Below are 23,253 nucleotides of genomic sequence, written 5' to 3' on the forward strand. Positions count from 1 at the left end.
CACGGCAATCTGTTTGGGGCGATTGATTTTTATCAGGAAGCGAAAAAAGCCGGCATCAAACCGATCATCGGTTGCGAGGTCTATATGGCGCCGGGCAATCGCATGGACAAGACCTCGCCGAACGGGCGTGACCCCAATTATCACTTCGTTTTATTGGCGAAGGACCTGGTGGGGTACCAGAATCTGGTGCGGTTGGTGACTGCGGCGCACCTGGAGAGCGTGTATTTCAAGCCGCGGATCGACAAGGAAATCCTGAACAAATACCGCGATGGCCTCATCGGCGCCAGCGCCTGCATCCGGGGCGAGATTGCGCAGGCCGTGTTAACCGGGCGGATGAAGGACGCGGAAAAATCGATTGATGATTTTAAAAACATCCTGGGCGCGGACAATTTTTATCTGGAGGTCCATAATCACGGGCTCGACCAGGAACGGCAGGTCTGCGAGGCCTACAAGGAACTTTCCCGCAAGACGGGCACGCCCTTGATGGCGGCGAACGACGTGCATTATGTGGGTAAAAACCACGCGTCGGCGCATGACATTCTGCTGTGCATCCAGACGGGCGCGCGGCTTTCCGACGAAAAACGCATGCGCTATCCGTCGAATGAATTTTATTTCAAAAGCGCGGAAGAAATGGCGGCGTTGTTCCCCGACATGCCCGAGGCGCTTGAAAACACGCTGGCCATTGCGGAGCGCTGCGACTTGCAGCTTAAGTTTGGCGAGAGCAAGTATCCCGCCTATCCCGCGCCGGAGGCGATGTCGCGCGAAGCCTATCTGAGGCAGCTTTGCGAGGAGGGGTTCAAGCGGCGTTATGACGGGCGGGAAGATGCGGGCGAACTGCGCGAGCGGATGGAATTTGAAATCAAGGTCATCGAGCAGATGGGTTTTGTCAGTTACTTTCTCATCGTCTGGGACTTCATCGATTACGCCAAACGCAACGGCATTCCCGTCGGTCCCGGCCGCGGTAGCGCGGCTGGCAGCATAGTCGCCTATTTGCTGGGCATCACGGATGTGGATCCGATCCGCTTCGGCCTGTTGTTTGAGCGGTTCCTGAATCCGGAACGTATTTCACCGCCGGATATCGATGTCGATTTTTGCCAGAACCGGCGCGAGGAAGTCATCGAGTATGTCAAAAAGAAATACGGCGAGCTTTCCGTCGCGCAGATCATCACATTCGGGACCATGGGCGCCAAAATGGCCATTCGCGACACCGCGCGGGTGATGGGTTATTCGTTTTCCGATGCCTCAAAAATTGCGGACATGATTCCGAAGGATCCGAAGATCACCATCGGCAAGGCGATGGATGGCGTACCGGATTTCAAAAGACTGTACGAGGACGACGAGCGGACGCGGGAGTTGCTGGACAACGCGCTGGCTTTGGAAGGCATGGTGCGGCAATCCGGCACCCATGCGGCCGGCGTGGTCATCAACGACCGTGATTTGACGGAATTCATTCCGCTGACGCGGGACGATCACGGCAGCGTGATCACGCAATACGCCATGAATCCCGTGGGCGACCTCGGGATGTTGAAGATGGATTTTCTGGGGTTGAAGACGCTGACGGTCATTCATGACTGCCTGAATTTCATCGAGCAATCCACGGGCAAGAGGATCGATGTCCTGCAACTCCCGTGGGACGACGCCAAAACGTTTGAAATGCTGAACCGGGCGCAAAACATCGGGGTCTTCCAGGTGGAATCGCCGGGGATGCGCCGGACCTGCCTGGGTTTCGATATCCGGACCATCGATGATATCATTGCGCTGATCGCCTTGTACCGTCCCGGCCCGATGGACCTGATTCCCGAATACCAAAGTTATAAAAAGGGCGAGAAAAAGCCGGAGTACAAGCATCCGCTGCTGGAGAAGGTCTCAGGCGACACCTACGGCATCATGATCTACCAGGAGCAGGTCATGGCTGCTGCGCGCTTGCTGGCCGGTTATTCCCTCGGCGAAGCCGACGTGTTGCGCCGGGCGATGGGCAAGAAAAAGGCCGAGGAAATGGCCCAGCAGCGCGAGCGTTTCATCAAGGGCTGCGAGGAGATCAACCAGATTCCGCCGAAACTGGCCTCGGAGATTTTCGACTTGTTGGAAAAATTCTCCGGGTATGGATTTAACAAGTCGCACAGCGCCGCCTACGGGCTGATTACCTATCAAACCGCTTATCTCAAAGCCAACTACCCGGTCGAGTTCATGGCCGCGTTGTTGTGCAACGAACTGGACAACACGGACAAAATCGCGCTGTTTGTGGCCGAGTCAAAGCAGATGGGGCTCAGCATCCTGCCGCCCTCGGTCAATGAGAGCGAACTCAGCTTCACCGTGGCGCCGGGGCAGATTCGCTTCGGGCTGGCGGCGATCAAGAATGTCGGCGAAGGCGCGGCGCGCGCGGTGCTGGAAGCCCGGAAAGAGAAAGGGGCCTTCAGCTCGCTGGAGGATTTTTGCCGGAAGGTGGATTATCGTTCGATCAACCGCAAAACGGTGGAGAGCCTGATTCGTTGCGGGGCATTTGACGATCTGGACGGCAACCGTGCGCATGTGTTTTCACAGGTGGACAGGGCCTTGTCGGAAGCGTCATCGCTGGCCCGCGACCGCGAGAGCGGGCAGGGCACATTTTTGGATATGGGCGAAACTCCGGCATCGAAGCCCGATGCCAGCGGTACCGGGACTGTCGAGGAATGGCCCATGCGGACCCGGCTCGAAAACGAAAAGGAACTGCTCGGCTTTTATGTGACCGGCCATCCGGTGGATGAATTTGAGGATGATTTGCGCGCCTTCCGGACTTTGGATCTGGGCGAGGCGGAAGAGGAGTCGCATGACGCGCCCGCGCGGATCGCGGGGGTGATTTGCACCAAGGAAGTGCGCCTCACGAAAAAGGGGCAGAAGCCCTATGCGCGAATCAATGTCGAGGACCGGACCGGGCGCGTCGAGGTCACGGTGTTTCCCGAGTTGTATCAAAAGCACGGGAACGAACTGATGATCGGCATGCCGATAGTGATTGTGGGGTTTGTGGACCGCGAACAGGAGGACCGGCCCAAGCTGATGGCCCATCAGATTTTTACGCTGGAGGAGGCCTGCGAGTCCCTGGTGCGCGAGGTTTATGTGCGCTGCCCTCGCGAACGTTGCGGGCCGGGGTTATGGAATGAGCTGAAGGCCGTGGTGGCTGGCGCGCGCGGATCAAAGCCGCTGTGTTTAGTTATACCGGGAAGTCAGGGAGGAATGGCCATTGTCGAGGCCGGGAGCGATTACGCCGTCAAGTCGGATTTGTCCGTGCTGCGGCAGTTGCGGGAAAAATTTGGGGGACGCGAGGTGAGGCTCCGGGCGAAGGAACTGGGCGAGATATCCCGCCGCAGGCCGGGCGCGTGGCGCGGGAACGGAGCCCGCCAGAATTCGCCGCAAAAGAGCGCATAGAACACAAAAGAAGATTTTTTACAGGAAGATCGCGGAGGAACGCGGATGAATATGGAGTGCGGTGGCAAGACGAAGTCGCGACACCGCTTTGGATCCACGCAATTTCGACATCTGTCGCGAGCGAAGCACGAGGAAAACATTCTCTCACGGACACGGAGGTTGGCCCGCGAAAGAACGCGAAAATGCACGAAAATGGAACATAAAGTCTGAACCACGGACTCCGACATTCGTCGCGAGCAGATGAACGCGGATTGACGCAGATGAAAACGTGATTTGCGGCAAGCGGCTGTTTGCTTGCTCCAAGGTCTTAGATTGAAATTGGAGGAGTGTGCTTGCCTGTCACGGTCGGATTTCCACCAGGGTGCCATCGGGTGTTGCGTTCGATATTTCGTCAATCTCCCAATCGGTGACGGCGATGCATCCAGACGTCCAATCCATCAATCGGTGGAGCTTACCAAAAAGTCCGGTCCCATTTACGAGGCCGTGTATCATGATGTTTGAGCCGGGATTAATCCCGAGGGCTTTGGCCTTTGCCAAATCACGGTCCTCAGGATAAGAGACTCGAAGCGCGCGGTAACATGAACTTTTTTCCTTGTGTTCGACAATTCGATAAAGCCCTTCGGGCGTTTTGTGGTCGCCTTCGCGTTCCTTGGGTTCAAGCGGGTTTCGACCGAGGGAAATGTGGTAAACCTTCAGGACGGTTCCGTTTTTAATCAGCGTGAGCTTTCTTTTTTCTTTCTCGATTAAAATCCGATCCACCTTTTCGGTTGGAGGCGGTCCGGTATCCGATTGATTGGCCCAGACTAAAACACAAAGAAAGATGAGCAGAACCAAGCCTGCGGTGTATTTGATTAAAAATTTACTGAACTTCATGGCTGGCCTTTTTTTGGCAGAGTTCGTCGCGCATCTTTTGCGCGGTTTCCTTGGTCAGAGGCTCATTGATGAAAGGAGTCGCGATGCGGAAGAAAACATCATCCAAAAGAGTTTCCTCCTTCTTATCGAAGGCAACGTCTTCCCGGGCTTCCAAATTCTCTGCCCATTCCTGTAACTGAGCTGCTGTAATTTGATCCGCAAGAAACCGATCGATAATGTACAGTAAATCTTCATTCTTTAGGATGAGCAGCGGCTCACCCAACCAGTCCCAACCGAAGGAGTTTAATTCCAGCATCAGTGGCCCGGTCGGTTTTTTATAGCGAACGAGTTCCTGAAGAATTTCAGCTCGGCGATTCATTTTCTGGGTAGGCTCTCCAACATGTTTTTCACAAGTATAATATCTCTATGTTAGACTCAGTATGAGCTGAAGGCACGAGGATGGAAAACGATGTACAGCGCAAGCAGTACGAGGAGGATCGCGATGACGCCCAGCACGACGTTCTTTGTGTTTAATTTCAGCCCCTCATTTTGGGATGCTATTACAGGCGGAAGCTCCGGCGGAATGAAATCGTCCGGGAGCGGGGCAAGCCCTTCTCGTTCGTTGAGCACCTCGCGCGCGCGGTCGGCGTCAACTTCCTGCACTTGCAGCCGCAGTTCGCCGAGGACGCTTCCGTAGCCGATGGCGGCATTGTTTTCCCCGGCCAGAAAGGCGGGGATGCCGGCGGTTTCCAGCAGGGCCTTGTCGCTGCCGGCCTTGACCAGGTCCGTGTATTGTTTGAGCGTAATCATTCTCGATGGATCTTGAGCCCGCAAACCTTTTCAATGGCTTCAAAGTCCCTGTCTTTGTGGAACACATGGGCATCGTGCTCCAGTGCGCAGGCGGCGATCAAGCAGTCAACCGAGCTCCGAATCGTATATCCCTTCTTTCGGCAATCCCTGTAAAATTTGGCGGCCAGCTTGTAGGAGGATCTGCGCGGAGGGATTTCAATGAAGGGCTCAAAATGGCGTTCGATCTCAAACGCGTCTTTATCGTTGGAACACCCCTGCATCAGTTCCTGCAAAATCAATCCGGTAAAACAAATCGTTTTTTCCCGCTCTAAAAGCGAATGGACAATTTCAACCTCTCTCGTTTCCCTTCCGGCGAGAAAATCAATCCACACGCCCGTATCAACAAGAATCATCAGGTTCGGCTCTGGCGCATGAGATCCAGATCGCCTTTCCACTGGATTTTTCCGCGCAGCTTCAGGATATTTTTTTGATCTTTGCGCCGCACGAATTCAGACAAGGCCATATTCACAAGATCCTTTTTTGTGCGAAGGCCGGAGAGCTTGAGGCCGCGGGCCACGAGCCCTTCATTCAGATTGATATTGGTCCGCATATACACATAAATACAAAAAATAGGTGTAGAGTGCAAGGATTGAATCCGGGGCAGGCGGATAACTCGGATGGAAAATTCACAAGATCAAACAAAACAGTTTTTACTGGAAGATCGCGAAGAGAAAGGCAAAGGTTAACCTTCTTTCTCACTGTCCTCCGTGATCTCTTTGTAAGTTTTAAGCAAGAGCTTTAACCCCTTTTTGTGTTCCTTGCGTTCTCTTGTGGCGAAACTTCCTGTCTTGGCAACGTTCCGAGAAGACCTGTATCGATTGCTTGCCATCATGAATAAAACTGCTTGCCTAGGGGGCTTGGCTTATGTGACCGGCAACCCCTGATTTACAATTATGTTTCGCACCGTTTTAGGCAAAATTCATCCCGCAGTTTTTCTGAAAGCCGCCAAAGCGGCTTCCGGCACAATATCCGAGCACGAACAAAAGCTGCTTGAATTATGCCAGATCTCCAGCGGGGAAGCATTGCAGCGTCTCGAGGTGACTGAGGGAGGGCTTTCCCCAGCCGCGGTGGAAACGGCCCGCGATGAATTCGGCCCGAACACCCTCGGAACCAAAAAGCAAACCGGCATCGTCATGGAGTTGCTGCAGCGTTGCCGCAACCCGCTGGTCATCCAGTTGCTCGTTATTTGCGCGGTTTCGGCGTGGAACGACGACGTGCCGTCGGCGGTTGTGGTGGGAGTGATGATTTTTCTCAGCGTGGTGCTTGCCTATGTACAGGAGCATCGTTCCAGCAAGGCGGTTGAAAAACTCCAGGCCATGGTGGAAACCAACTGCCATGTCATCCGGGACGGCGTGGAATGCGAGATTCGGATCGATGAAATTGTTCCGGGAGATATTGTGGTGCTGAATGCAGGCGCGATCATTCCCGCCGATCTCCGGCTGATCAGCGCCAAGGACTTTTTTGTCAGCCAGTCCTCGCTCACCGGGGAATCCATGCCGGTGGAAAAAAATTCCGCTGCCGCAACCGTAACGGGACGCGGCATCATCGAATTGCCCAACGCCTGTTTCCAGGGCAGCAACGTTCTCAGCGGTTCGGCGCGCGGACTGGTGGTGAATACCGGCACACGGACGCACTTCGGATCCATCTCGGAAAAACTTTCCGGGCAGCGGGTCCAGACGAGCTTCGACAAGGGCATTGCCGGGTTTACTTGGCTGATGATCCGCTTCATGGTGGTCATGGTCAGCGTGGTGTTTTTGATCGTCGGCCTTACCAAGGGCAACTGGCTTGAAGCCCTGACGTTTGCCCTGGCGGTGGCTGTCGGCCTGACACCTGAAATGCTGCCCATGATCGTGACGGTGAACCTTTCCAAGGGCGCAATGGCGATGTCGAAAAAGAAGGTCATCGTCAAGCGCCTCAACGCGATCCAGAACTTCGGCGCGATCGACATTCTCTGCACCGACAAAACCGGAACCCTCACGCAGGACCGGGTCATTCTTGAAAAGAGCGTGGATGTCACCAACCGCGAAAGCGAGGACGTGCTGCGCTACGCCTACATGAACAGCTATTACCAGACAGGGTTGCGCAACCTGCTGGACAGATCGGTGCTTTCCCACAGCGACCTAGATGTGGAGCGCGGCTGCAAAAAGGTGGACGAAATCCCGTTTGATTTTCAGCGCAAGCGCATGTCGGTGGTCGTGGATTATGAGGGCGACCATGTGCTGATTTGCAAAGGGGCCGTGGAGGATGTTTACAAGGCATGTACGCACTATCAAGTGGACGACGAGATTCATCTGATGATCGACCTCATCAAAAACGATCTGCTTGAAGAATATGAGGGGTTGAGTCAGGACGGCTACCGTGTGCTGGGAATCGCCTACCGCGAATTTCCGCAAAGCAAAACTACCTTCTCCGTGGCCGACGAAAGCGATTTGATTTTGCTCGGTTACATTGCCTTCCTGGATCCGCCCAAAGGCTCTGCTGCAAAGGCCATCGCTTCGTTGCGGGACGTGGGAGTGGCCACAAAAATCCTGACCGGCGACAACGCGCTTGTGACACGCAAAATTTGCAAGGATGTCGATCTCGCAGCCGGGGAGATCATCACAGGCGACCAGCTTATCGGCCTGGGCGATGAAGCGCTCGGCGAGCTTGCGGAAAAAACCAGCGTCTTCGCGCGTCTTTCTCCTTCGCAGAAGGAAAGTCTCATCATTGCCTTGCAAAAGCGCGGGCATGTCGTCGGCTATATGGGCGACGGCATCAACGATGCGCCCTCGATGCGCGTGGCGGATGTGGGGATTTCGGTTGATTCCGCAGTTGATGTCGCGAAGGAATCCGCCGATATCATCCTCCTGGAAAAAAGCCTGCTGGTACTCGAGGACGGCATCCTCGAAGGCAGGAAAGTATTTGGGAACATCATCAAATACATTCGCATGGGCGCCAGTTCCAATTTCGGGAACATGTTCAGCGTACTGGGCGCGAGCTGTTTCTTCAAATTCCTGCCGATGCTCCCCATTCAAATTCTGGTCAACAACCTGCTCTACGACGGATCACAGCTCGGCATTCCCTCGGATAATATCGACCCGGAATACTTGAAAACACCCCGCAAATGGGACATTGCGAATATCCGGCGCTTCATGATGTACATCGGTCCGATCAGTTCCATCTTTGACTATGCCACGTTCTTTTTGATGTTATATTTCTTCCAATGCCAAAATTTGGGACTATCGGCCCCGTCGGAACTTGCGGCCCGCTTTGCCCATCCGGCGAACGTGGACGGCAGCTACGCCGCCTCGCTTTTTCACAGCGCCTGGTTTGTCGAGTCGATTCTCACGCAGACGCTGATCGTCCACATTATCCGCACCCGGAAAATCCCTTTCATCCAAAGCATTGCCAGTCCGTTTTTGATCATGACAACGCTCATCGCCATAACGATTGGCGCGGCGCTGCCCTACTCGCCGTTCGCGAAAGACCTCGGCCTCGTCCCGCTCCCGGCCATTTACTGGGCGTGGATCGCCGGATTTGTTTTCTGTTATTCGATCATCACGCATCGCGTGAAGGTTTGGTTCCACAATAAATACGGGATTGATTAAACATGAAAAGTCTTCTCAACGCCTTGCAGGACGGCCGGTTGATCGAGCTTCCTGACAACAACAAGCAGAAAGCCCTGGAGTATCTGGCCACTTTGATTGAGGCGATCCCGGACATCGGTGTTGAAGGCGGTATCACGGAGACGGTGCTTGCGCGCGAGCAATCCCACAACACCGGAATTGGCAAAGGCTGGGGCTGCCCGCACGCCCGCTCGTCCCATGACGGTGAACTGCTTTGCGCCGTGGGCTGGAGTCCCTCGGGAATCGATTACGGTTCACCCGACAACGAGCCGGTGCATATCGTGGTCATGTATTTTGTCCCGGACACGCAAAAGAACGCGTATCTCAAGGAAATTTCATCCCTGGCCAAGGCGATCCTAACCCAGCCGGACATGCAGGACTTGAAGTCGCTGACCGATTTGACAGAGGTGCGGCACCGGCTTCTGGATGCCATCAGTGCGGCTCTCGAATCCTCCGCGCCGGAAGCCAAGGCCCGGATGATCCAACTGGAGGCGAAACACGCCGAGGCCAAGGAGGCGGGAACCGCGCTCCCGGCCGATATTGCCCGCCGCATCGTTCCGCTTTCCATTCTGGCGGTTCCCGGGGCCAGGCCGGTTGTGTTGTGCCTGGACCGCGAGATTGTTGCGCTCCTGGAGTCCAAGGAAAGCCTGGCAAGCGATTTGGCGCAATCCGGGCAGGCTGAACACCAGGGGGTCCGCGTCATGCTGCGCGGCTCGTCGAATTTTCAGCCGGACCGGGTGTTGTACGAGTGCCTGGCGTTCAAGTTGAACGGGCAACCCGCGCAACCATAGGTTGAACTTTTGTTACAGGAAGATCGCGAAGGACGTTTTTTAACGCAAAGTCGCAAGGGAACACATTTTTCTCTCACGGAGGCACAAAGAACACGGGGGAAATCAGGTTTAATCACAAACAGCACAAAAATGGAACAGAAGTTTTTTACAAAGAGATCGCGGAGTTTATTCGAGCTTCTTAGGCCTTCCTAAACCTTGGCGAGCTTTGCGTCCTTGGCGCGAGAATGAGTTTGTTTTTACACGCCCGGGCTGCGGGGCTTCAGTTTGGCTTCAATGAATCCGGTGAAACGGTGTATCTCCTCCAACTTGAGCAGCCAGGCGGCTCCGAAATAAACGGTTGCGCCCGTGCTCATGAGGAGCAGCACCTGGATTGCCGCGGGCGTTCCCGAAAGCAGGTAGCGCAGGCCTAATAGAGCCAGTATCATGATAAGTGTGGAAAAGGCGATTTTTCCCAGCGACATGCAAAATGCCAGGTCGGTCAGGCGTCCGATGGGCTTTTGAATCCACCAGGCAAGCTGGACAAAATTGATCAGGGCCACAAGCGATGTGGAGAGCGGCAGGCTGATTAATCCCAAATGCAGCACGTGAATGAAGAGAAGGTTGAATCCGATATTGAGAGCGATGCCGGTCAGGCTGATTTGCACCGGGGTTTTGACCCGGTCCAGTGCGTAAAAGGCCGGCGCCAAAACCTTGATGGCCGCGTAGCCTGCGAGGCCGAGCGTGTAATACTGCAGCAGCAGAGCGGTTTGGCCGGTATCGAAGGCTTTATAAGCGCCCCTTTGGAATATCAGGGCGATGATCGGGTGGGCCGCCAGCGCCAGTCCGGCGGAAGCCGGAAGGGTCAGGAAAAACATGCAGCGCAAACTTTCCTGAATTTTGCTCCGGAATTCCGACAGGTTTTCCAATGCGGCTGAGCGGGAAACCGAAGGCAAGGTGACCATGGAAATGGCCACTCCAAACATGCCGATGGGCAGTTGCATCAGTCGGAACGAATTATCGAGCCAGGTGACGGCGCCATTCCCGAAGCTGGATGCAAAACGGGTGTTGACCATGACGTTGATTTGGACGGCGGACCCGGCAATGATGGCGGGCATCATGAGAATCAAAACTTTTCTCAGGCCGGGGTCCTTGAAATCAAGCGCCAACGCGGGCCTGAACCCGAGTTGCCACGCCCGCGGAACCTGGATGAGCCACTGGATTAGTCCGCCTGCGACAACACCAATGGCGAATCCATAAATGGCTTTTGACCCGAAGTGCGGGTCATAGAGCCAGCCGGCCCCGGCTCCAACCAGAATGGAGACCACATTGAACGCGGTGGAGGCGGAAGCGGGCAAACCGAAGCTGCCGAGGCTGTTTAACAGGCCCATGTAAATTGCAGCCAGAGCGACGACCAAAATGAAGGGGAACATGATCTGGGTGAGGGTGACGGTCAGTTCCATTTTTCCTGGGATGCCGGCAAACCCCGGCGCCAGAATCCTGACAATCCAGTCGCTGAATAATATTCCCCAGACCGTGACAATGAAAAGAAAGCCGGCCAATGTTGTCAGCACCAGGTTGGCCAGCCGGAAGGCCTCGGGTTTTCCCTCCTTGGCGAGTTTTTGCGAAAATGTCGTGACAAAGGCGGTGGACAAAGCGCCTTCGGCAAACAAGTCCCGCAGCAGGTTGGGAATGCGGAAGGCTGTTTTGAGGGCGTCCAGTTCCAGGCTGGCGCCGAAGATGGCGCTGAGCAGGATTTCCCTGAAAAGGCCCAGGATGCGCGATCCAAAAATGGCCGCCATGATTTTGGAGGCTGACCTGGCAGTGCTGGGGGTTGAGGACATCGATAAGGAAGGATTATTTAGCCTGCATGTCTTACACGCTTCCTGGAGAATTAGCCAGATTGCGGAGTTTTTTGTATTTCAAATAAACTTCCCGGGCGTTGAGGGATGCGATGCGCCAACCCAGCAGACCGCCCTTGAATCCACCCTTCAGAATAAAAGCCCGCAGAAATCGGACGATCGCATGCAAATACGGCGTCAGCAGACCTGCGCGCTTCCCTTCTTTAAAAGCCGATGAGGCCCAAAGCGTGGAATAGTTTTCGATGCAGGCCATTTGATCGGCCAGGTTCCTGTAGGTGTAATGGTAAAGCTCTCCCTTGAGGGATTGTACGGGGCCTTGGATTTCAAGACGTTCGTGAACCGCGCCACCCTCGAATCTGGCCCTGTCACGGCGGAATAACCTGACCAGCCGGTCGGGATACCAGTCTCCAAAACGAATCCATTTGTTTTCATAAAACACGACCCGTGAAACATCGAATCCCGTTGCTTCCGGGTCTTTCCCGGCTTCTTTGAGTTTGAGAATTTCATCCCGAAGTTCCGGCGAAAGTTCCTCGTCGGCGTCGATGCTGAGAATCCAGTCGCCCGTGGCTTTTTGCAGCGCGAAATTTTTCTGGGCAACGTAGCCCTCCCAGTCGTGCCGGATGAAACGCGCATTGTGATCGGTCGCGATGAATGGGGTGCGGTCCGTGCTGCCGCTGTCCACGATGACAATTTCATCCGCCACGGGTTTGAGGCTGGCGAGACAACGCGGAAGGTCGCTTTCCTCGTTCAGGGTGATGATGCAGGCCGAAATTTTCATAAAGAAAAAGGTTAGCAGAGGCAGAGGCATGGACGCAAGGAGCGCTTATCTTTCAGGTTAGGAGACTTCAATCAGCCGGTCGCCGCGCTGCAGTGCTTCGACTACCTGGGGCCAAAGAGGCAACAGCCATTCGATCAGCTCGGCATTGGTGCAATTACCGATGCGCAACCAGACCACAAACGGGCCGGATCGTCCAGTCAGAACCCATTCTGCAAAGTCTTCGTCTTTCGTGACAATGACTGCTGCATGTTTGATGGCGTATTGCCACAAGTCGCCATCCGGACTCTGTGCCAGTGCCAGTTCAAGCACATGTTCGACCATGTGCCACGCATTCTCAATCGATGGGCCAGTGCTTTGGGCAACTGGGTATCTACCAGAAACCTCATGCGGGCTGTAAGCGGATGATGCCGTGATTGGCCTGGGCTGAGGCGTATTGATAGCAGGCCCGGATGTCCTCTGGTTCAAGGAAGTCGTAATCCTGAAGAATTTCCTGTTCTGTGGCGCCAGCGGCGAGCAAATCGAGCACATCCTTTACACGCAGGCGGTAGCTGCGGATGCAAGGACGCCCGCCGCACTTGCCGGGTTCCATCGTGATCCGATCCAAGTAGTTCTTGCTCATGCTGGTAATACTCTACACGACTTGATCCGTTTGGACGAGTCGTTTTAAATACGGGCGAGGGCGGCTTCGACTGCCTGGTCCGGGGTAACAGCATTCATGCAGCGGAAGTCGATGGGGCATTTGCGCAAAAAGCAGGGGCTGCAGGGCACATGTTCGCGCAGCACGGCCACGGAGTTTCCCAATGGCCCCGTCAGTTTGGGTTCCGTGGAGCCGAAAATAGCGACGGCAGGAGTGCCGAAGAGGGCGGCGGCGTGCATGGCCCCGCTGTCGTTGCAGAGCACAAGCTTTGCGTGGGCGATGATGTTAAGGAATTCGCAGAGGCCTGTTTTGCCTATCTTGTCGGTAACGGGAAAATCCGCCTGATTGCGGAATTCTTCCGCGACGTCCTTATCCTTTGGTCCGCCGAGCAGCACCACTTCCAGATCCTGCTTTTTCAGGATGCGGCGGATGGTTTCCGCAAACCGTTCGGGCAACCAGCGTTTGGCGGGACCGTATTCCGCTCCCGGGCAAACCGCCAGGCAGGGTTTGGCGCCGGGTGAAACGCAGGCGGGCTTGGGCAGGGGTTTGAACGGGGTCTCGTCAACCGGCACTCCGAGATGTTTCATGAGGGCGAGGTAATGTTTTTGGTGGTGTACAAATCCCCGCGTTTGCCGCGGGCGGGGCCAGCTTTGGGTCAGCAACCAGGATCGGAAATGGCCGGTGAAACCGAAACGCCGGGGTATGCAGGCCAGCCGGGCTTCCAGCGCGGTCCGCAGCGAGTTCGGAAAGAGAATGGCGGAATCAAAATTTGAATCGCGGAGTTCCGAACTCGTCGCAAGGATGCTGCGTTCGGTCGTGAGGACATTTTTCAAACCGGGGACCAGGCGCCAGAGGTCTGCCAGCTTTTCCGGGCAGAGGACAAAAAGTTCGGATGAATTCGGGAGGGCGGACTGCAAGGCCTGCAAGGCCGGCAAAGTCATGATGGCGTCGCCCAGCCAGTTGGGGCTGCGGAGCAGGATGCGTTGGCCGAGATTTTCGAGTTCAGGCATGGGCGAAAAGAAGACGGAACCCATTCAGGGTTCTGGATGATTTTTTCATTTTACCCAGGGCAGCTCGTTCCTCGCAACCCTGGGCTGAAGGACGAAACGCCGTTGGCGTTTTAGCTAACATTCCACCTTTTAACATCTTGTCCGATATGTTCATTAGGAGGCGGAGATTCAATCCCCTCTATCAAGCTTTCCGTTATAGGATTGCCACGGCCCCAAAGACCACACACCCCGAAGCGCTCCGCTTTCCGCCCCTCTTGATAGAGGGGACTTGGCCTCGTCCGCCGCGGCCAATCCGACCTTTGATCCCGTCCCGCTTAGCGGGCCACGCCGAGTTCACAGCGCCGGTTGGCCGTCCAGGCAGATTCATTTTCACCCTGCTGTGCGGGGCGTTCCTTGCCGTAGGAAATGGTGGTCATCCGGGAGTTGTCCACGCCCAGGCCGAGAAGATAATCGCGGGTCGCAAGGGAACGCCGTTCGCCGAGGGCGAGGTTGTATTGGGTTGTACCGCGGCTGTCCGTATGGCCCGCCAGAACGAGTTTGGCATTCGGATTGTCGCTGATCCATTTGGCGGCTTGTTCGAGTTTGGGACGCTCGGAAGCCTTGATGGCGAAGCTGTCGAAGTCAAAATGAACGGTGTAGGGCGCCAACTGGCTGTAGTCGGCGTTTTCCGGATTGATGTTGGGGTTTCTTTCGCTGACGGCGTAGTTGGGCAGGCCTTCGGCGGAACTTCCGCTCATGCTGCTGTCCGAGCCGTCATCTTTTTTAGCAGGGCGGCTGCAACTGGAAATAACGACTGCCAGCGTCAAAGTCAGGAACAGGAATAATTTTGGATTCATAGTGGAAATTTTCTTAAGACGTTTAGCGTGAGACGGCGGGTTCTGAACAGCGGTTCAGTCCATTGTCAAGTTGTACGGTTTGTTTGGTCTTGGAGTCAAGCAGATAAAGCTTTCCATCCCTGGAAAAGACCAGATGCCGCGAATTCCGGCACCAACTGGGTGTTTCATTGATTCCGGAGGCGGTCAGGATGGTTTGTTTGCCGCCGACGATCTCGCTGATGGCAATCTGGTTCTGTCCCGCGATCCGCACGGAGTAGGCCAGCAGGCGGCCATCGGGGGACCAATCGGGTTCGGTGGTGTAGGGCGAGTAGGTGTTGAAACGTTGGGGCGCTCCGCCGTTTGAAGCGATGATGTAGAGTTGCGCCGAGCCGCGGTCATCCGAGACATACGCGATCCTTCCGCCGTCCGGCGAATACGTGGGGCTGGCTTCGGTCCCGACGCTGTGAGTCAGGCGTTCGGGAGAGCCGCCGCCGGAGGCGATGGTATAAAGTTCGGTATTTCCATCCTTGGACAGGGTGAGGGCGACGCGCGAACCGTCGGGCGAGAAACTGGGGCCGGAATTCAATCCGGGATAAAATGAAATCCGGCGCTTGTTGCTGGCGCCCAAATCCAGCAGCCAGACGTCCGGGTAACCGCTTTTGAAGGATGTGAAGGCGATGAGGTTGCCCTGGGCGTTGAATTTGGGGCCGAGGTTGGTGGAGTTGTCCTTGGTCAATTCGCGTACCACGCCGCCATCCAAATCCATGAGGTAAAGTTCCTTGTGGCCGGAGTCGGCGGCAACAAACACGACCCTGCTTGTGGCGATGCCCGGAGATCCGGTGACGGCCTGGACGATGGCGTCAGCGAATTGATGTACAGCGCTGCGCCAGTCGCCGGGAAAGGTCTGGTTGAAATTCTGGCTGCCGGAAAGGCTGCCCGCCAATCCCGTGGCACCCAAGCTTCCCTTGGCGGTGAAGGCGGCAGCATCGGCCGTGGCGATGACAAAGTCTCCGGACAACTTCAGGTCGGTTTGCAAAAGGGCGGTGGCCGCGCTGCCATTCGGGCCGCTGATGGGCGCGGCATAGATCTTGATCTTGTTCTCGCCAACCACTTCGATTTCCTGTCCTGACAGGTGGTTCAACAGGCAAAATGCGGCGGGCAACAGCAGGCAAAGATGCTTCAGATTGGCCTTAATCATAAACCCGCAAGGTTTGCAGCCTTTGCCAAAAAGGCGAGAAAATTTGAGGGGAGCGTCAATCAGTCATTCAGGCGGAAACGTACTGTGGTTGTGTAATCCGGGTGGGCCAGGCTTGCCGGCGGCGGGTAGGGCATTCGTTTCGTCGCGTTGACCGCATGGACGACTGAATCATCAAAGGCCTGGTTGCCTGACGGGGTCTGGATTCCCAGGAATAGTACCGAACCGTCGCCCAAGATCCGGATGCGTACGACGGTGGAAAGCGCCGGGTCGTCCGATGGCGAGGTCCAGTGCTTTTCAAGCGTGATTTTGATCAGGGTGCGGTATTCGTCGCCGGCAACGGATCCGCCCGGAACGCCGGGTGTCCCGCTGTCGCCTGTTCCCCCATGAACTCCGCTGGTGGATCCCAGCGCCCGGGCCAGCGTGTTCTCCACCTGGTTGGCGCTAACAGACGATCCGCCCTTTGGAGTGTGTGGCGCGGCGGGGTTGCCTGGCGGATTTGGATTTTCAGCTTTGCGGGTGACAACATGATCCAGGTCGATTTTGACCGGGGCTTTGACTTTTTCTGTTTTGGGGGGTTTGACGGGCGCGGGGGCCAGGTCTGGAACGTCGTTTTTTACGGGCGGAAGAGGTTCGGGTTGTTTTTGTTCAACAACGGGTTGCGGGGGAGTGGGCTCGGGCGGCGTTACAGTTGGAGTGGGCGTGGGGGTTGGCTGAATCTGGCGGATCGGCTCGGGCGCTGGAACGGGTTCGTGCGGGTTGGGTGCAGGATTTGTGGGGCCGGCGGTTTGTTTGGAACCTTCCAGAGCGGGCGCGCCTTCCCTTGGATTGATCTGGTCCGGAAGGCCGACGAGGGGAATAAAATCCTCCCTGGGTTCGCTTTGAAATAACTTTCCGCTCAGCGCAAGTATCAGGAGCAGCAGGACATGAGCCGCGCCAACCCAGCAGAGGGTTTTGGGCGAAATTTCGTGGCTGGCGGATTTCATTTGTTTTTGTCGGGCGTATTGGAGAGGCCGAGGCGCGCGCCGGACCGCTTCACAACGTCCAGCACATCCATCAGTTGCTGGTAACGCAGGTTGGCGTCGGCGCGCAGAGCCACCACGGAGTCCGGATTTTTTTCCACGGCATTGGTGAGATAAATTTCAAGCTCGCGCGTTGTCATGACACGCTTGCCGGCCGTTATGATGCCATTGCTGGTGACGGAGACCTGGATGATGGACTTGGGATCGATCTGGTATGCCGGATTGGAACGGGCCTTGGGCAGCTTGATCTCCATCTGTTGTTCCATGAGGGGAGTTGTGATCATGAAAATGATCAACAAGACAAAGCAAAGATCCAGCAGCGGTGTGATGTTGAGTTCCGCCAATACACCTCCGCCGTGCCAGCGCTGGGAGTAACGTTTCATGTCCGTGCTTTGAGGTAGCGGTGCTCAAAATCCGCCGCGCATTCCGCGGCAAAGTTTTCCATTTGCACGGTCATTCCGCGCACGCTGGTGATAAGATAATTGTAGCCGAACATGGCGGGGATGGCGACCACCAGACCGGTGACGGTGGTGATCAGGGCGCCGGACACGCCGGGCGCCAGGGCTCCGAGGCTTGCCTGTCCGGCCTGGGCGACACCGCTGAAAGCGTCCATCACGCCCCAGACCGTGCCGAGCAATCCCAGGAAAGGGGCGCCGCTGACAGCCGTGGCCAGAAGGATGAGTTGGGAATCCAGCTTGAGCATTTCCTCGCCGACAGCGCGCTCCATGGCAGAGCGCACGGAGGCCATGGCGGTGGCATCGACCGGGTCGGCTGAATGGAGCCGGGCCTGGAAGGTTTCATCAACTTCTGTTGAACCCAGCAAATGAAAGGCGAGTTCATCCGAGCCGGCCTGGTAGATGGCGGCCATCGGAGAGACGCTGTAGCGTTTTTGTTCGGCGTAGATTTCCAGCGGATAGCGGGAGTTGCGGTAGCGTTTGAGAAATAGTTTTGTTTCAATGCGCGCATTGCGCAGGAAGACGAACTTGGTGACCATGACCGACCAACTGAAGATCGAGCCCAATGAAAGCAGGAGAATGACAACCTTGCCTGCGACGTTGGAATGTTCGAATGCGAAGACAAGTCCCGCGCTGGCCAGCGGCAGGGGAAACAAAAAATTCATGCGGAAACTATTGTCCCCCAACGGCCTCTCGTCAATGTTGTCTTGCAGGAAACATGCGGAGGCAGGTTAAAGGCTGATACTCTTACTCTTACTCCTACTCTATCTCTCTTTCCAATCTGCGGGCGGCGTCCAAGGCAAAGCGTCCGTTGCGGTGAACGAACCACTAGTTTGCATGAGAATTTGTTTTTGTTTCCAATGGATTTCTGTCCTAAATAGTCGGCATTATGCCGGAGACAAAGGACATTCATACAGCCGAACAAATTCTTAACGCGCTGATCCAATATTGCGTCAAATATAGTTTCCAGATAATTGGCGCTATCGTATTGTTTGTTGCGGGTTGGGTGATCGCCGGGCGGCTTTCCGCCCTTGTCGTGGGTGTTTGCGCCCGCAAAAAAATGGATCTGGTGCTTGTCCAGTTCCTGGGCGGTTTGATCAAGGTGCTGACCTTGACGATTTTCGCGGTGATCGCCCTGGACGCCTTGGGAATTAACATTTCGCCGTTTATTGCCGCCATCGGCGCCTGTGCTTTTGGCCTGACCCTGGCCCTCAAAGGGCCGCTTTCCAATTACGGCGCCGGAGTGGCCATTATCTTTACCCGGCCCTTTACCGTTGGGAACACGATCACCACCGGAAGCCATTCCGGCATCGTGGAGGACGTCAAACTGGCCAACACAGTGTTGATTACATGTGATGGGGAACGGATCACGATTCCCAACAGGCAGATTGTAGGCGAGACGATTGTAAACTCGTATGCGAATAAAATCGTCGAGGGAAAGGTGGGGGTGGCGTATGACACCGATCCCGGAAAAGCCATTGAAGTGGTCACGCGGGCGCTGGAAAACGCCGCAGGAGTGGTACAAGACCCGAAGCCGCAGGTGGGCATTGACGCGTTTGGGGATTCGGCCCTTGTCATCGGCTACCGGTATTGGACGCCTTCAAAAGGCTGCCATATTGTGCGTTATGCCGCCAATCTGGGCGTTTACAAAGGGCTGAAATCGGCCGGGATCGAAATCCCGTTCCAACGTCAGGATGTTTATTTGTTCGAGGATAAGAAGCCGCCTCAAAAGAGAAGCAGGAAAGTTTAAGATTTCTTGCGTATTCCAGAAGCTGTGCGAATATACCAAGCTTCAGGCAGTTCAAATCCAGTTTAAATTAATCATAATTCCTACCATCATCATGTTTCGTATTCCATTTCATCGGGTCAATTGGTTGCCCAGTGCGTTTCTGATGGGCACCCTGGCGATGGCGCTGACGCTTGTGCCGCTCTATGTCTGGCACTTTGGGCTCAACCTCTTCCAAATCGGGCTGTTTTTGTTTTTTTTCCTCTGCACAGGACTGAGCATCACCCTTGGTTATCACCGTTTGTTTGCCCATCGCTCGTTCGAAGCCCGGCTTCCCGTCAGGCTTGCCTGCCTCATTTTTGGAGCTACTGCTTTTGAAAGTTCGGTTTTGGAGTGGGCCTCGGACCACCGCCGCCATCACAAGCATGTCGATGGCGAGGATGACCCGTACGACATCACCAAGGGCTTTTTTCATGCCCACATGGGTTGGATGCTGTTCAAGCTCAAACCCACGCCGCCGTTGGACAATGTGGCTGACCTGCAAAAAGATACACTGGTCATGTGGCAGCACCGCCACTGGCCCTGGATTGCGGGGATCGTCGGCTTTGCCATTCCCGCGTTGATAGGCTGGGCCTATGGCGGCTGGGTGCAGGCTTTGGGGGGTTTTTTGATCGCGGGGGTATTCCGCGTGGTGTGCGTGCAACACAGCACGTTTTGCATCAACTCCATGTGCCATACGCTCGGCACCCGCCCCTATTCCAGCAAATGCAGCGCGCGGGACAGTTGGCTGATGGCGCTGTTTACCTTTGGCGAGGGGTATCACAACTTCCATCACGAGTTCCAGCATGACTACCGGAACGGCGCCAAGCCCTGGCAATTCGATCCCACTAAATGGCTGATCTGGATTTTAAGCAAAGTGGGACTGACCAGGGGATTGCGCCAGGTTCCGGCGCAAAAAATACGCGAAGTCGAAGAGGCGGAGCGGCTAGCCCGGACGCCTCACCCGCGCTTATGAAAACCTCACAGAGTGCTTTTTCATATGGCAGAGCAGGAAGTGGACAGCACGGCATCCGGGCTAGAGCAAATTGCGTTTATATTGTCGCGTCATCGCGAGGCCCATCTGGAACACTCGCGACGCATGTCGGAGTTGGGCCGTGGCGATCCACTCCATACCCATAAGCTGGTTTCTGGATCCACGTCGCTGCGCTCCTCGCAATGACGTATGAACGTGCGGCAGAATAAATACAATATGCTCTAAAAGCAAAACCACCTGAATGACGGGAAATTTTTTAAAACAGAAATCTGTATTTTGAGGCGGTTTTGCCGAAGCCTGCATGCGCATGCATTTCCGGGTGACACGCCAGATGCCTTTCTAGCCACCTGCAGGAAGGTTGGTGCTGGGGAACATGCAGGCTAGGCGGATAATTCCCGCTTGAACACGAGTTCGTACAGATAGCATCCCTCTTTGCATTGTTCCGAATGCTCGCCTGTTATTTGATAGTACGGGCATTCCAGAAAGGCACTTTCCGAGGGTTTCCAGCCTTTCAGCAAATTGGCCGGGATGCCGGCATTGCTGCGTTCGATCAACCGAAAAACTTCATCCACCTGGCCAGGTTTAAGGAACTGGTGGATTTTACAACCGGCCTCCGTTGGCGTTGGATGGCTGCAGGTCATCGTAGGAATCCACCCTGAACCTCATTTTTCAAAATTCAAGAAAAACCAGCATGAGCTTTCACGCGAAGACGCGAAGCAGATACATTTTTGACAGGATTTACGGGATGAACAGGAGCAGAGGCAGAGGGAAATGCCGAATTCGGAATGCTGAAAAGAGTAAGAGTATCCGCTTTCACCCCCCCTTTTTGCGCCTTTTCGCGGCTAAAATGTTGTTTTCGAGCGTGGCGTCTAATCCCCGAAACTGACCCCGATTTCCCGGCAGATTTGCACCAACTGCGCCTCGGGCTGGACCCGTTTGAGGTGGCCGACGGCCTGGGTAATCGGCACATCGCCGATCTTGTAATTTTGGTAGTTTACCATGTAACCGAATTTCTTTTGGGCAGCCAGGTCCACGGCCGCCACGCCGAAACTTGTGCCCAAAATGCGGTCCAGTGCTGTTGGATTGCCGCCGCGTTGCAAATGTCCCAGCACGACGGAGCGCGTTTCCTTCTCCGTGTTGTCGGCGATGATTTTTGCAACACGTTCGCCAATGCCGCCGAGTGCGGCTTCTCCCTTGCGGCCCTGGGCGTCCTTGGTGACATAGGTGCCATCCTTGGCGAATGCGCCCTCGGCCACCACCACCATCGTTGTGAAAGCGCCATCAGCTTCGCGCGACCGTACGACCTGGCATATTTTTTCCGGATCAAACGGAATTTCGGGAACTAGAATGATGTCCGCACCGCCGGCCAATCCTCCATTCAAGGCGATCCATCCGGCATAACGTCCCATGACTTCCAATACCATCACGCGTTTGTGACTGCGGGCGGTGGTGTGCAGCCGGTCGAGGGCATCCACCACGCAGGCCACGGCGGAGTCGAATCCGAAGGTCATCGCCGTTGCGTCGATATCATTGTCGATGGTTTTCGGAACGCCGATGGTATTGATTCCGGCCTCGAATAGTTGCAAGGCGGTGGTTAGTGAGCCGTCGCCGCCGATGCAAATGAGGGCTTCGATATCCAGGCCTTGGAGTGTTTCCTTGGTCTGTTCAATAATGGCAGGGTCGAGCGATGCCTTGTTGCCATGGCCCACTTTGGCGACAAAATGCCCTTTGTTGGTGGTACCCAGGATGGTGCCGCCGAGATGCATGATGCCGGCGGTGGCGCGGCGATCCAGTACGCGGTAACGGACTGGAGAGAGCAGGCCTTCATAGCCGTCCAAGAAGCCGATTACTTCCCAATTAAAGCGAGCGGCGGCCCGAACGACGCCACGGATGACGGCGTTGAGGCCCGGACAATCCCCACCACTAGTTAAAACACCAATTCGTTTCGTAGCCATGACGTTCCTTATTAGAGAAGTTTATAGACAAGACCAGATAAAAAAGCTTATGTTTCAAATCATCAGTTTTCAAGCAAATGATGTTGAAAAAATGATTCCACGCGCCCTTTAGCAGCTTCGATGTTTGCGTGGTCCGACATCTCAGGACACCTTGTCCGTGGCCTCAAAAAATGTGCCGTCGTGCGAATACGAAATATTTCAACGGCTGCACAGCTTTGATTCCCGGTGATTTATAAGAAACCCAAGTTGCGCATTGAATGTGGGACGGTTTTCCGTTATTTCGAGGGCATGATTGAAACCACCCAAATCTATTATTTTGTCTTTGGGGTGCTGGCCATTCTTGGCGGCATCATGGGCTTTGCGAAGAAAAAAAGCATGGCCTCGCTGGTTGCGGGAGGCATCTCGGGTGTGCTTCTGCTCGTGGCCTCTTCGTTTCTCCATACCAAGCTCCACGCTGCGCTCATCCTTGGGCTGATTGTATGCGTGTTGCTCGCGGGGCGCTTTGTTCCAAACTACATCAAAAACAAGGCGATCATGCCCGCCGGCCTCATGTCGCTCTTGAGTGTTGCAGGGATTGCGATCACGCTGCTGGCTTGGTGAACGCTCACTGGGTGTCAGTTCAGGGACTCCAGGGATAGGGGGTCCCGAGACCAGCATAATTGGCCGTTAGGACATTCGGGTCGAAATGATCATAAAAATCGACGTGCCCATCAGCCAGCAGAATGGGTGTCTTTTTGCCCGGCTGTCCGTTTTGCTGGAATGACGGGGTCTGTGTATAATCGTCCTGATCCGCGTCGGTTGGGGATGAGGCCCAATAGAGCGCTTCACCGGCCAGGATGTGTTTGCTTAATTGCGGAATGCGCAGGCGGTTGACTGCGGCGAATTTATTACCGGCATCGATATAGGCGGCGCGAACGCCCATATAGTAACCATAAGGCAGATTGGGAACATTGGGACACTTGAAGACCTTGCCGTCACGCCCGATATAATCCTCGATCTGTTGTTGCCACGGCCATGTTGATGGATCACTGGCCTCCGGCTGGTAGGAAATGGAGGCTCCAGCCAGGGGGTAAGTATTGTTGTGGTCACCGGCATAGTTATTGAGGGCGACGCCGATTTGGCGGAGATTGGAAGCGGATTGCGCGTTGCGTGCTTTTTGGAGGGCCGAATTGAAGGCGGGCAAGCCCAGGGAGGCCAAAACACCAATGATAACGATGACCACCAGAAGTTCCATCAGGGTAAAAGCACGACGGCTAGCCATGTTGCAAGAATGGCTCTGTGTGTGACCAC

24 protein-coding genes are annotated in these 23,253 nt (G+C 55.3%); 6 read left to right on the plus strand and 18 right to left on the minus strand.

Translation table 11 applies throughout. The annotated features are described in order from the left end of the window. Positions 1–3,402 (plus strand): DNA polymerase III subunit alpha (gene dnaE / locus PHD76_10715; protein MDD5262305.1); only part of this gene is annotated, 3,402 nt, incomplete at its 5' end. Positions 3,403–3,741: 339 nt separating this feature from the next. On the opposite strand, the gene PHD76_10720 is transcribed toward dnaE, so the two are convergent. The 5 genes from PHD76_10720 to PHD76_10740 are packed head-to-tail and all read right to left on the minus strand — an operon-like array spanning position 3,742 to position 5,653. Beyond that, positions 3,742–4,275, minus strand: coding sequence for a L,D-transpeptidase family protein (locus PHD76_10720; GenBank protein MDD5262306.1), 534 nt, complete (start codon positions 4,273–4,275; stop codon positions 3,742–3,744). After that, a complete protein-coding gene (locus PHD76_10725) occupies positions 4,262–4,633 on the minus strand; it encodes a hypothetical protein (protein ID MDD5262307.1) in 372 nt (123 codons plus the stop codon). Before PHD76_10725 ends, PHD76_10720 begins: the two co-directional genes overlap by 14 nt. Positions 4,634–4,689: 56 nt before the next feature. Next, positions 4,690–5,064 (minus strand): DUF2007 domain-containing protein, encoded by a 375-nt coding sequence (locus PHD76_10730; protein MDD5262308.1) that lies wholly within the window; start codon positions 5,062–5,064, stop codon positions 4,690–4,692. Next, positions 5,061–5,456 (minus strand): PIN domain nuclease, encoded by a 396-nt coding sequence (locus tag PHD76_10735; GenBank protein MDD5262309.1) that lies wholly within the window; start codon positions 5,454–5,456, stop codon positions 5,061–5,063. Before PHD76_10735 ends, PHD76_10730 begins: the two co-directional genes overlap by 4 nt. After that, entirely contained in the window at positions 5,456–5,653 is a 198-nt protein-coding gene (locus PHD76_10740; protein MDD5262310.1) for a type II toxin-antitoxin system VapB family antitoxin, read from the minus strand. The genes PHD76_10735 and PHD76_10740 overlap by 1 nt, the downstream gene beginning before the upstream one ends. 343 nt (positions 5,654–5,996) lie before the next feature. Here PHD76_10740 and mgtA point away from each other — a divergent pair, with 343 nt between their 5' ends. Both mgtA and PHD76_10750 read left to right on the plus strand, forming a co-directional pair. Then, a complete protein-coding gene (mgtA, locus tag PHD76_10745; GenBank protein MDD5262311.1) occupies positions 5,997–8,690 on the plus strand; it encodes a magnesium-translocating P-type ATPase in 2,694 nt (897 codons plus the stop codon). A gap of 2 nt (positions 8,691–8,692) precedes the next feature. After that, complete coding sequence (locus PHD76_10750; protein ID MDD5262312.1) at positions 8,693–9,499, plus strand: PTS sugar transporter subunit IIA; 807 nt, start codon at positions 8,693–8,695, stop codon at positions 9,497–9,499. Positions 9,500–9,735: 236 nt separating this feature from the next. On the opposite strand, the gene murJ is transcribed toward PHD76_10750, so the two are convergent. The 10 genes from murJ to PHD76_10800 form a co-directional block, all read right to left on the minus strand. After that, the gene (murJ, locus tag PHD76_10755; protein ID MDD5262313.1) at positions 9,736–11,319 is read right to left on the minus strand and encodes a murein biosynthesis integral membrane protein MurJ; all 1,584 of its coding nucleotides are present in this window, start codon (positions 11,317–11,319) and stop codon (positions 9,736–9,738) included. A 31-nt stretch (positions 11,320–11,350) separates the two neighbouring features. Next, the gene (locus PHD76_10760; GenBank protein ID MDD5262314.1) at positions 11,351–12,115 is read right to left on the minus strand and encodes a glycosyltransferase family 2 protein; all 765 of its coding nucleotides are present in this window, start codon (positions 12,113–12,115) and stop codon (positions 11,351–11,353) included. A gap of 57 nt (positions 12,116–12,172) precedes the next feature. After that, a complete protein-coding gene (locus PHD76_10765) occupies positions 12,173–12,580 on the minus strand; it encodes a DUF5615 family PIN-like protein (protein MDD5262315.1) in 408 nt (135 codons plus the stop codon). Further along, positions 12,498–12,734 (minus strand): DUF433 domain-containing protein, encoded by a 237-nt coding sequence (locus PHD76_10770; GenBank protein MDD5262316.1) that lies wholly within the window; start codon positions 12,732–12,734, stop codon positions 12,498–12,500. Before PHD76_10770 ends, PHD76_10765 begins: the two co-directional genes overlap by 83 nt. A gap of 44 nt (positions 12,735–12,778) precedes the next feature. Beyond that, a complete protein-coding gene (gene waaF, locus PHD76_10775) occupies positions 12,779–13,762 on the minus strand; it encodes a lipopolysaccharide heptosyltransferase II (GenBank protein ID MDD5262317.1) in 984 nt (327 codons plus the stop codon). Between the two features lie 314 nt (positions 13,763–14,076). After that, the gene (locus PHD76_10780; GenBank protein ID MDD5262318.1) at positions 14,077–14,598 is read right to left on the minus strand and encodes an OmpA family protein; all 522 of its coding nucleotides are present in this window, start codon (positions 14,596–14,598) and stop codon (positions 14,077–14,079) included. Between the two features lie 22 nt (positions 14,599–14,620). Further along, positions 14,621–15,775 (minus strand): TolB family protein, encoded by a 1,155-nt coding sequence (locus PHD76_10785; GenBank protein ID MDD5262319.1) that lies wholly within the window; start codon positions 15,773–15,775, stop codon positions 14,621–14,623. 59 nt (positions 15,776–15,834) lie between these two features. Next, positions 15,835–16,758: an energy transducer TonB gene (locus PHD76_10790; protein ID MDD5262320.1), complete on the minus strand. Its 924-nt coding sequence runs from the start codon at positions 16,756–16,758 to the stop codon at positions 15,835–15,837. After that, positions 16,755–17,177: a biopolymer transporter ExbD gene (locus tag PHD76_10795; protein MDD5262321.1), complete on the minus strand. Its 423-nt coding sequence runs from the start codon at positions 17,175–17,177 to the stop codon at positions 16,755–16,757. Before PHD76_10795 ends, PHD76_10790 begins: the two co-directional genes overlap by 4 nt. Beyond that, entirely contained in the window at positions 17,174–17,914 is a 741-nt protein-coding gene (locus PHD76_10800; GenBank protein ID MDD5262322.1) for a MotA/TolQ/ExbB proton channel family protein, read from the minus strand. Before PHD76_10800 ends, PHD76_10795 begins: the two co-directional genes overlap by 4 nt. Before the next feature lie 224 nt (positions 17,915–18,138). Here PHD76_10800 and PHD76_10805 point away from each other — a divergent pair, with 224 nt between their 5' ends. After that, on the plus strand, positions 18,139–18,999 hold the full coding sequence (locus PHD76_10805; GenBank protein MDD5262323.1) for a mechanosensitive ion channel family protein: 861 nt from the start codon (positions 18,139–18,141) through the stop codon (positions 18,997–18,999). Positions 19,000–19,123: 124 nt separating this feature from the next. Continuing rightward, positions 19,124–19,990, plus strand: coding sequence for a fatty acid desaturase (locus PHD76_10810; GenBank protein ID MDD5262324.1), 867 nt, complete (start codon positions 19,124–19,126; stop codon positions 19,988–19,990). 398 nt (positions 19,991–20,388) lie between these two features. On the opposite strand, the gene PHD76_10815 is transcribed toward PHD76_10810, so the two are convergent. Together PHD76_10815 and PHD76_10820 are read right to left on the minus strand one after the other, a co-directional pair. Beyond that, positions 20,389–20,649, minus strand: coding sequence for a hypothetical protein (locus PHD76_10815; protein MDD5262325.1), 261 nt, complete (start codon positions 20,647–20,649; stop codon positions 20,389–20,391). A 228-nt stretch (positions 20,650–20,877) separates the two neighbouring features. Beyond that, a complete protein-coding gene (locus PHD76_10820; protein MDD5262326.1) occupies positions 20,878–21,963 on the minus strand; it encodes an ATP-dependent 6-phosphofructokinase in 1,086 nt (361 codons plus the stop codon). Positions 21,964–22,251: 288 nt separating this feature from the next. On the opposite strand from PHD76_10820, the gene PHD76_10825 reads away from it, so the two are divergent. Beyond that, complete coding sequence (locus PHD76_10825) at positions 22,252–22,563, plus strand: TMEM14 family protein (protein MDD5262327.1); 312 nt, start codon at positions 22,252–22,254, stop codon at positions 22,561–22,563. 19 nt (positions 22,564–22,582) lie between these two features. Here the strand turns inward: PHD76_10825 and PHD76_10830 are convergent, their stop codons facing one another. After that, positions 22,583–23,224, minus strand: a complete 642-nt coding sequence (locus PHD76_10830; GenBank protein MDD5262328.1) for a type II secretion system protein — start codon at positions 23,222–23,224, stop codon at positions 22,583–22,585. Between the last annotated feature and the right edge of the window lie 29 nt (positions 23,225–23,253).

It is taken from the genome of Candidatus Methylacidiphilales bacterium, assembly GCA_028713655.1.
Taxonomy (GTDB): Bacteria; Verrucomicrobiota; Verrucomicrobiia; order Methylacidiphilales; family JAAUTS01; genus JAQTNW01.